Origin of the sequence: Frateuria sp. (genome assembly GCF_013362045.1) — a bacterium.
Taxonomy (GTDB): Bacteria; Pseudomonadota; Gammaproteobacteria; order Xanthomonadales; family Rhodanobacteraceae; genus Frateuria_A.
The window spans coordinates 1-8,098 of sequence record NZ_JABFWW010000004.1 but is presented as its reverse complement, the minus strand read 5'-3'; the positions used below and the strand labels follow the sequence as shown (position 1 = coordinate 8,098).

At 70.1% G+C, this 8,098-nt stretch carries 8 protein-coding genes and 1 pseudogene; 5 read left to right on the top strand and 4 right to left on the bottom strand.

Annotation, left to right across the window (positions count from 1 at the left end; genetic code table 11):
- Window positions 1–144: 144 nt before the first annotated feature.
- Entirely contained in the window at window positions 145–1,152 is a 1,008-nt protein-coding gene (locus HOQ08_RS00100; RefSeq protein WP_291189680.1) for a KpsF/GutQ family sugar-phosphate isomerase, read from the bottom strand.
- Between the two features lie 155 nt (window positions 1,153–1,307).
- On the opposite strand from HOQ08_RS00100, the gene HOQ08_RS00095 reads away from it, so the two are divergent.
- The gene (locus HOQ08_RS00095; protein WP_291189677.1) at window positions 1,308–1,547 is read left to right on the top strand and encodes a BolA/IbaG family iron-sulfur metabolism protein; all 240 of its coding nucleotides are present in this window, start codon (window positions 1,308–1,310) and stop codon (window positions 1,545–1,547) included.
- Window positions 1,548–1,584: 37 nt separating this feature from the next.
- On the top strand, window positions 1,585–2,844 hold the full coding sequence (gene murA, locus HOQ08_RS00090) for a UDP-N-acetylglucosamine 1-carboxyvinyltransferase (RefSeq protein WP_291189674.1): 1,260 nt from the start codon (window positions 1,585–1,587) through the stop codon (window positions 2,842–2,844).
- A 67-nt stretch (window positions 2,845–2,911) separates the two neighbouring features.
- On the opposite strand, the gene HOQ08_RS00085 is transcribed toward murA, so the two are convergent.
- The 3 genes from HOQ08_RS00085 to purM all read right to left on the bottom strand — a co-directional run bounded on the left by HOQ08_RS00085 (window position 2,912) and on the right by purM (window position 5,502).
- Window positions 2,912–3,619 (bottom strand): DUF3108 domain-containing protein, encoded by a 708-nt coding sequence (locus HOQ08_RS00085; protein WP_291189671.1) that lies wholly within the window; start codon window positions 3,617–3,619, stop codon window positions 2,912–2,914.
- A gap of 37 nt (window positions 3,620–3,656) precedes the next feature.
- Window positions 3,657–4,322 (bottom strand): phosphoribosylglycinamide formyltransferase, encoded by a 666-nt coding sequence (gene purN, locus HOQ08_RS00080; protein WP_291189668.1) that lies wholly within the window; start codon window positions 4,320–4,322, stop codon window positions 3,657–3,659.
- A 100-nt stretch (window positions 4,323–4,422) separates the two neighbouring features.
- Window positions 4,423–5,502, bottom strand: coding sequence for a phosphoribosylformylglycinamidine cyclo-ligase (gene purM, locus HOQ08_RS00075; protein ID WP_291189665.1), 1,080 nt, complete (start codon window positions 5,500–5,502; stop codon window positions 4,423–4,425).
- Window positions 5,503–5,647: 145 nt separating this feature from the next.
- Here purM and HOQ08_RS00070 point away from each other — a divergent pair, with 145 nt between their 5' ends.
- From HOQ08_RS00070 to HOQ08_RS15230, 3 genes and pseudogenes are all read left to right on the top strand, one after another.
- Window positions 5,648–6,631 (top strand): DUF2066 domain-containing protein, encoded by a 984-nt coding sequence (locus HOQ08_RS00070; RefSeq protein WP_291189662.1) that lies wholly within the window; start codon window positions 5,648–5,650, stop codon window positions 6,629–6,631.
- A 118-nt stretch (window positions 6,632–6,749) separates the two neighbouring features.
- Window positions 6,750–7,946, top strand: a complete 1,197-nt coding sequence (locus HOQ08_RS00065; protein WP_291189659.1) for an AI-2E family transporter — start codon at window positions 6,750–6,752, stop codon at window positions 7,944–7,946.
- Window positions 7,943–8,098: pseudogene (locus HOQ08_RS15230) on the top strand (DnaA regulatory inactivator Hda); the annotation flags it as partial. The gene HOQ08_RS00065 and the pseudogene HOQ08_RS15230, both read left to right, overlap by 4 nt.

The following is an 8,098-nucleotide window of genomic DNA, read 5'->3' as shown; positions in this document are numbered from 1 at the left end:
ACACCGCCAGGCGGATGCCGGCGGCGCGGGCAAGCAGGTCGGCGGGGATGGAGGCGCGGTAGGAAGAAGTGGGCACGGTTTGGAACTGTCGTGGAAGAAGGTCAAAAGCGACCTTGCCTGATTTGTCCGATTTGTCGAGACAAATCAGACGACCCTTGCGCGCAGCAGATCGTGGATGTTCAACGCGCCGACCACGTGCTGCTCCTGGTCCACCACCAGCAGCGCGTGGATCTGGTGCTTCTCCATCAACTGCGCCGCTTCGATGGCGAGCTTGTCGGAGGTGATCGTCTTGGGGCCGCGGGTCATCAACGCCTCGACCGTGGCGCCGCGCAGGTTCACCTCCTCGTCGTCCAGCGCTCGGCGCAGGTCGCCGTCGGTGAACACGCCGAGCAGGCGGCGGTCGGCATCCACCACCGCGGTCATGCCCAGGTGCTTGCGGGTCATCTCCATCAGCGCCTGGGTGAGGCTGGCGCCGGGCGCCACCATCGGGACGCCTTCCCCGGTGTGCATGATGTCGCTGATGTGCAGCAGCAGGCGGCGGCCGAGGCTGCCGGCCGGATGCGAGCGGGCGAAATCCTCGGCGGTGAAGCCGCGCGCCTCCAGCAGCGCGATCGCCAGCGCGTCGCCCATCACCAGCGCCGCGGTGGTGCTGGCGGTGGGCGCCAGGCCGAGCGGGCAGGCCTCGCTGGAGATGCTGGCATCGAGGTGCACGTCGGCCTGGTGCGCCAGCGACGACCTGGGGTTACCGGTGATCGCGATCAGCGGGATGCCCTGGCGCTTGATCACCGGCAGGATGAACAGGAGTTCGTCGGTCTCGCCGGAATTGGACAGCGCCAGCACCACGTCGTCGGGCTGGATCATCCCCAGGTCGCCATGGCTGGCCTCGCCCGGGTGCACGAAGAACGAAGGCGTGCCGGTGGAAGCCAGCGTGGCGGCGATCTTGCGCCCCACGTGGCCGGACTTGCCCATGCCGCTGACCACCAGCCGCCCGCGGCAGGCCAGGATCAGCCGGCAGGCCTGGACGAAACCGCCGTCGATGCGCGGTTCCAGCGCGCGTATCGCGGCCGCCTCGGTGGCGATCACCGTGCGCGCGCTGCGGGCGATGGCATCCGGGTCCAGGTTGGCGGCGGGCGGGGCGATGCGTGCGTTCATGGGGTCTCTATCGGGGGCGGCGGACGCCGTCGGCATTTCTGTGCCAGGGGATTTCCATTACCATGGCATATTCGCATTTTAACGTCATATGGCCACGCGTTGGATTCAGTAGACGTTGTGAATCCCGCTATCTGCGCCACCGATGGACCCTCCCGATGGACCCTGCCCGCATCCAGGCATTGATCGAAAACGGCTTGCCCGGCGCCCGCGTGCAGGTCAACGGCGACGATGGCGTGCACTTCGAGGCCACCGTCGTCTCCGGCCAGTTCGCCGGCAAGCTGCCGCTGGCGCGCCATCGCATGGTGTACGCCACGCTGGGCGAGCTGATGGGCGGGGCGATCCACGCGCTGGCATTGAAAACGCTGACGCCCGAGGAAGCCGCGGCGCGCCCTTGACCCCGCGCCGGCTTCGCTCTTTCCAAGAAGGACATCCATGGCCAAGATCCTGATCTGCGGCGGCGAGCCGCTCCATGGCGAAGTCGCCATTTCCGGCGCCAAGAACGCCGTGCTGCCGATCCTTGCCGCCTGCCTGCTGGCGGACGGCCCGGTGACGATCAGCAACGTGCCGCACCTGCACGATGTGACCACCTTCATCGAGCTGCTCGGCCGCATGGGCGTGCAGCTGGTGCTGGACGACCGCATGAAGATGCACGTCGACCCGCGCACCATCGAGAGCTACGTGGCGCCCTACGACCTGGTGCGCACCATGCGCGCCTCGATCCTGGTGCTGGGGCCGCTGGTGGCGCGCTTCGGCGCGGCGGAGGTGTCGCTGCCCGGCGGCTGCGCGATCGGCTCGCGACCGGTCGACCAGCACATCCGCGGGCTGCAGGCGCTGGGCGCCGAGGTCACCGTGGAGAACGGCTACATCCGCGCCAAGGCCAAGCGGCTGAAGGGCGCGCGCATCGCCATGGACATGGTCACCGTCACCGGCACCGAGAACATCCTGATGGCCGCGACGCTGGCCGAAGGCACCACGGTGATCGAGAACGCCGCGCAGGAGCCGGAGGTGGTCGACCTCGCGCACTGCCTGGTGGCGATGGGCGCGCGCATCGAGGGCATCGGCACCGCCACGTTGACCGTGCACGGCGTCGAGCGCCTGGACGGTGCCGAATACGAGGTGCTGCCCGACCGCATCGAGACCGGCACCTTCCTGGTCGGCGCGGCGATGACCGGCGGCAGGGTACGCGCCCGCGGCGCCCGCGCCAGCACGCTGGACGCGGTGCTGGCCAAGCTGGAGGAAGCCGGCGCGCACCTGTCCACCGGGCCGGACTGGATCGAGCTGGACATGGGCGGCCGCCGGCCGAAGGCGGTCAACATCGTCACCGCGCCGTACCCGGCGTTTCCCACCGACATGCAGGCGCAGTTCACCGCGCTCAACTGCGTGGCCGAGGGCGTGGGCGTGATCACCGAGACGGTGTTCGAGAACCGCTTCATGCACGCGCAGGAGCTGCAGCGCCTGGGCGCCGACAACCGCCTGGAAGGCAACACCGCGATCATCCAGGGCGTGGACCACATGAGCGGCGCGCCGATCATGGCCACCGACCTGCGCGCCTCCGCCTGCCTGGTGCTGGCCGGCCTGGTCGCGCACGGCGACACCGTGGTCGACCGCGTCTACCACATCGACCGCGGCTACGAGAACATCGAGGAAAAGCTCGGCGTGCTGGGGGCGAAGATCCGCCGCTTGCCGAGCTGAGGTCGCTTCCGTCGCGGAGCGGGCTTCGATTCTCGCTCCCCCACCAGGGGCGGGAGTGCATGCGGCCTCAGCGTTGGCTGAAGCTCACCAGTTCCATCGTCAGGTTGCCGCCGTCGTGCTGGAAGAGCTTCACCGGCAGCGGATAGCGCGCGGGCGCATACCAGGCGCTGAAGCCGCGATCGGCGTCGGTGCGGTCCACCCGCACCGCGTCGTAGCTGCCGGCCGGCACGGTGATCTTTTCCTTGCCGGCCACCTTGAACTGCTGGCGCTCGACTTCCTGGCGCACGGCCACCGGCAGCGCGATCTGCTGCTGGCCGTCGCGCAGCGCCAGGCCGATCGCCAGCGCCGTGGTGTTGCGCTCGACCATGCCGGGCACGGCCGCGTAGGTCTGCGTGCCCTTGCCTTCGTCGACGGTCACCTGGCCGCTGGCCCAGTCCACGGCCAGGTGGCGTTGCCTGGTCTTGATCGCCGCGTCCATGCGGTAGTCGTAGCTGATCGCTTCCGGCACGTCGCCGCGCCAGCGGAAGCGCGAGGTTTCCTGAAGGCTGGCGCCGAGCATCGCGGCCAGGCCGGAGGTGCCCTGCATGCGCTTGCCGTATTCCCACTGGCCGTCGCCCACCGGCTTGAGGACCACGGTGGCGCGGCCCAGCGGCGAGCCGTCCTTGGTTACCTGGTAGGTGGCAGCGAAAGGCTGCGGCGTGGCGGCGGATGCGAGCGTACCGGCGGCAGCCAGGCCGAGCGTGAGGAGGGTGCGCAACAGGAATCGGGCGGTCATGCGGCGGAGTGTGCCGGCCGTTCGCTGAACTTCGGGTTCAGGCGGGCTGCAGCCCGTGCGTGCCCAGCCGCAGCGGCTCGGCCAGCGGCTTGCCATCGAAGGTGGGGACGCCGTCGCGCCAGCCCAGCCGCCCCTGGGCGATCAGCGCGACGGTCGCCGGCAGCAGGCGATGTTCCAGCGGCAGCAGGCGCTGGGCCAGGCGCTGTTCGTCCTCGCCCGGCTCGATCGGCAAGGTGGCCTGCGCGATCACCGGGCCGCCGTCGAGCTCCGCGGTGACGAAGTGCACGCTGGCGCCATGCTCCAGGTCGCCCGCTTCCAGCGCGCGGCGGTGCGTGTGCAGGCCGCGGTACTTGGGCAGCAGCGAGGGGTGGATGTTGAGGATGCGGCCGGCCCACGGCGCCAGCGCCTGGCCATCGAGGATGCGCATGAAGCCGGCCAGCACGATCAGTTCGGCGCCGCTGGCGGCCAGGTGCGCGAACAGCGCCAGATCGAATGCGCGCCTGTCCGGGTAAGCCTTCGGATCGAGCGCCAGCGTGGGAATGCCCGCCTCCCCGGCAAGGTGCAGGGCGCCGGCGCCGGCCTTGTCGCTGGCCACCAGCACGAACTGCGCGGCCAGCTCGCCGCGGTCGCGCGCGGCCAGCAGCGCGGCGAGGTTGCTGCCGCGTCCGGAAGCGAGGACGGCGATGCGCAGGGAGTGGGGCATGTCTGTGTGTACGTTCGCCCTGAGCGTAGACCCGGAGGATCGAAGCCGAAGGGTCCTTCGACTCCGGGCGCCTATGCTCAGCGCGGACGAATTTCCGTGTTCAACCGATACGTACGCGCTCGTCGCCCTGCGCCTTGACCACCTCGCCGATGACGCGACTGGCCAAGCCGTGTCGCGCCAGCAGCGCGGCTGCCGCATCGACCGCAGCGCGCGGCAGGATCACGGTGAAGCCCACCCCGCAGTTGAAGGTGCGCCACATCTCCTCGCGCGCCACCTTGCCCTCGCGCATCAGCCAGTCGAACACCGGCGGCAGCACGATGGCGTCGGCGTCGATGGCGAGCCCGAGGCCCTCGGGCACCACGCGGATGATGTTCTCCTTCAGGCCGCCGCCGGTGATGTGCGCCATGCCGTGCACCGGGATTTCTGAAGAGTCCGCACATGGATGTGCGGGATTTTGCGAGGGACTCGCATTCGACTTCAGCAGCTCCAGCATCGGCTTGACGTAGATCGTGGTGGGCGCCATCAGCGCGTCGGCGAGCTTCACGCCGCCGAGGTCGAGGTCGAGCGGGCGGCCGGCGCGATCGAGGATCTTGCGGATCAGCGAATAGCCGTTCGAGTGCGGGCCGGAGGAGGCCACGCCGAGCACCACGTCTCCGGCCACGATGGCCTCGCCCGACAGCAGCTGCGACTTTTCCACCGCGCCGACGGTGAAGCCGGCCAGGTCGTACTCGCCCGGCGGGTACATGTCCGGCATCTCGGCCGTTTCGCCGCCGATCAGCGCGCAGCCGGCCAGCTCGCAGCCGCGGGCGATGCCGCCCACCACGGCGACGGTGGTGTCCACGTCCAGCTTGCCGGTAGCGAAGTAGTCGAGGAAGAACAGCGGTTCGGCGCCCTGCACCAGCACGTCGTTGACGCACATGCCGACCAGGTCGATGCCGATGGTGTCGTGGCGGTCCAGCTGTTGGGCTAGCTTGAGCTTGGTGCCCACGCCGTCGGTGCCCGAGACCAGCACCGGTTCCTTGTAGCGGCCGGCCAGATCGAACAGCCCGCCGAAACCGCCCAGCCCGCCCATCACCTCGGGCCGGAAGGTACGCTTGACCAGCGGCTTGATGCGTTCGACCACGGCATTGCCCGCGTCGATATCGACGCCGGCGGCGCGGTAGGTGAGGGGGTCGGACATGGCGGCCACCGGCAGCAAAGAAACGCTGGATTCTAGCAGGACGGCACCTGCGGCAGCGCCCCGCGGCCCTGCGTGATGGACGCTGCCGGCCGGATTGGGCAGACTCGCCGTGATTTCCCGCACCTCCCAAGGATGAGGCTCCCCCATGCGCCTGCACCGCCTCCTGCTCGCCGTCCTCTTGTTGGGCTTCGCCGCCATCCCATTGCATGCGCAGACGGCTGCACCCGCCTCGCCCTACGCCGTGGTGGTGCCGGTCACCGACACCAGCGAGGCGCAGCGCGACCAGGCTTTCGGCACGGCGCTGGGCCAGGTGCTCGAGCGTGTCGCCGGCGGGCAGGACCTGCGCGACAAGCCTGGCTACGACGAGGCGTTGAAGGGTGCGCCCGGCCTGGTACAGCAGTTCCAGTACCAGCGCGCCGGCACCGGCATCGTGCTGCAGGTGAACTTCGACCCCGGCGCGGTGCGCCGGCTGGTCACCCAGCTGGGCGTGGCGGCCGCCGGCGTCAAGCCGCCGGTGCTCGCGCTGGTGCGCGGCAGCGACGGCAGCATGCTGGGCAAGGATTCGCTCGGCGGGCTCGCGCAGGCCGCGGCGGCCCACGGCTACACGCTGGCCTATCCGGACCCGGCCCGGCCGCCGGACGCCAAGGCTCTGGCGGGAGCCGATCCGGCCGCGCTGGCGCAGGTCACCCAGCGCTACCGCACCGGCCTGATCCTGGTCGGCAACCTCAAGGGCGGCAGCGCGGAGTGGACGCTGGTGTCGGGCGGCAAGCCGCAGTCCTGGAGCGACCAGGCCGTCAGCGAGGGCACCCTGCTGGCCGATGCCGGCAACACCCTGGCCGAGCACCTGGGCAAGCAGCTCAACGTGATCGGCGCCAGCGTCAGCAACGGCAAACTCTGGGTGGGCAAGGTCGATTCGGCGCAGGCGTATGCCAACCTGCTGGCGATGCTGCGCGCCGACCCCTCGGTGCGCGAAGTGAGCACGCTGGGCGCCGACAACGGCGGCTTCCTGTTCGCGGTCAGGTCCAGCGTGCCGACGGCGGCGCTGGCCACCAGCCTGGCTGCGGGCGGGCGGGTGATGCAGGCCGCGCCGCATGCGGGCGCAGACGCCAGCCTGCAATGGCTGCATTGAGGGTGGGCCGCAGCCGCAGCGTTGCAACCGGACGCTGCACGCATCGGGCCCTGCCCGTCCGCCGGTGCCTTTTCCCGTGCGCGGGGAAGGCACGATCCTTCTTCGCCGAGGCCTGCGCGTGACCCACGACCTTTCCCGCCGCTGGCAACTGCTCGCGATCGTGCTGGTGATCGGCTTCCTCGTCTGGCTGCTGGGGCCGGTGCTGATGCCCTTCGCCATTGCCGGCATGCTCGCCTATCTTGGCGATCCGCTGGCCGACCGGCTGGAGCGGATCGGCATGAACCGCACGCTGGCGGTCAGCATCGTGTTCTTCGTGCTGGTGCTGCTGCTGGTCGGCGCGCTGTTGCTGCTGGTGCCGTTGATCTCGCGCCAGATCGAGAACCTGATCCACAACCTGCCACGCTACGTGGACTGGACGCAGAACGTCGCGCTGCCCTGGCTGCAGCGCAAGCTCAACCTCGATCCGGGCGTGTTCGACACTGGCCGGCTGATGGATGCCATCCGCGCGCACATCGGCTCCATCGGCGCGGTGGCGACCACCGTGCTGGGCACCGTGTCGCGTTCGAGCATCGGTGCGGTGATGTGGCTGACCAACCTGGTGCTGATCCCGGTGGTGAGCTTCTACCTGCTGCGCGACTGGGATCGCCTGATCGCCTACGTCGACCGCGTGCTGCCGCGTTCGGTACAGCCGACCGTCGCCCACCTGGCGCGCGAGTCGGACGCGGTGCTGGGCGCGTTCGTGCGCGGCCAACTGCTGGTGATGCTGGGGCTGGGCATCTTCTACGGCGTCGGCCTCACCCTGGTCGGCCTGTCGGTCGGTCCGCTGATCGGCATGGTTGCCGGGCTGCTGAGCTTCGTGCCGTACCTGGGCTTCATGGTCGGCTTCGGCGCGGCGATCATCGCGGCGCTGGTGCAGTACGGCGACTGGACGCATCCGCTGATCGTGTGCGGCGTGTTCGTGGTCGGCCAGCTGCTGGAAGGCTATGTGCTGGTACCCAAGCTGGTCGGCGACAAGATCGGCCTGCACCCGGTGGCTGTGATCTTCGCGGTGCTGGCCGGCGGCTACCTGTTCGGCTTCCTCGGCGTGCTGCTGGCATTGCCGGCGGCCTCGGTGATCATGGTGCTGCTGCGCTACCTGCTGGAGCGCTATCGGCTGAGCGAGCTGTACACCGAAGCCGGCCCCCACGATCCGGTGATCGCCGAGGTCGACGTCACCGTCAACCCGGCCGACTCCACCGGGACCGGGGGCACGGGGCAGCACAGCGCCGCGACGCCCGCGCCCCGCGAAACCGGCGGCGACGACGGGGTGCCATGATCCCGCAGTTGCCGCTCGCGTTGCGCTGGCCGCGCAGGCAGCGCTTCGAACACTTCCACGCCGGCGCGAACGCCGCCGCGCTGGCCGCGGTGCGCGCGCTGGCCGACGTGCCGGGCGCGCCCTGGATCTACCTGCACGGCCCTGCGGGCAGC

Coding starts and splice junctions, on each gene's coding strand:
- HOQ08_RS00100 (WP_291189680.1), bottom strand. CDS start 1,152: ATGAACGCACGCATCGCCCCGCCCGCCGCCAACCTGGACCCGGATGCC.
- HOQ08_RS00095 (WP_291189677.1), top strand. CDS start 1,308: ATGGACCCTGCCCGCATCCAGGCATTGATCGAAAACGGCTTGCCCGGC.
- murA (WP_291189674.1), top strand. CDS start 1,585: ATGGCCAAGATCCTGATCTGCGGCGGCGAGCCGCTCCATGGCGAAGTC.
- HOQ08_RS00085 (WP_291189671.1), bottom strand. CDS start 3,619: ATGACCGCCCGATTCCTGTTGCGCACCCTCCTCACGCTCGGCCTGGCT.
- purN (WP_291189668.1), bottom strand. CDS start 4,322: ATGCCCCACTCCCTGCGCATCGCCGTCCTCGCTTCCGGACGCGGCAGC.
- purM (WP_291189665.1), bottom strand. CDS start 5,502: ATGTCCGACCCCCTCACCTACCGCGCCGCCGGCGTCGATATCGACGCG.
- HOQ08_RS00070 (WP_291189662.1), top strand. CDS start 5,648: ATGCGCCTGCACCGCCTCCTGCTCGCCGTCCTCTTGTTGGGCTTCGCC.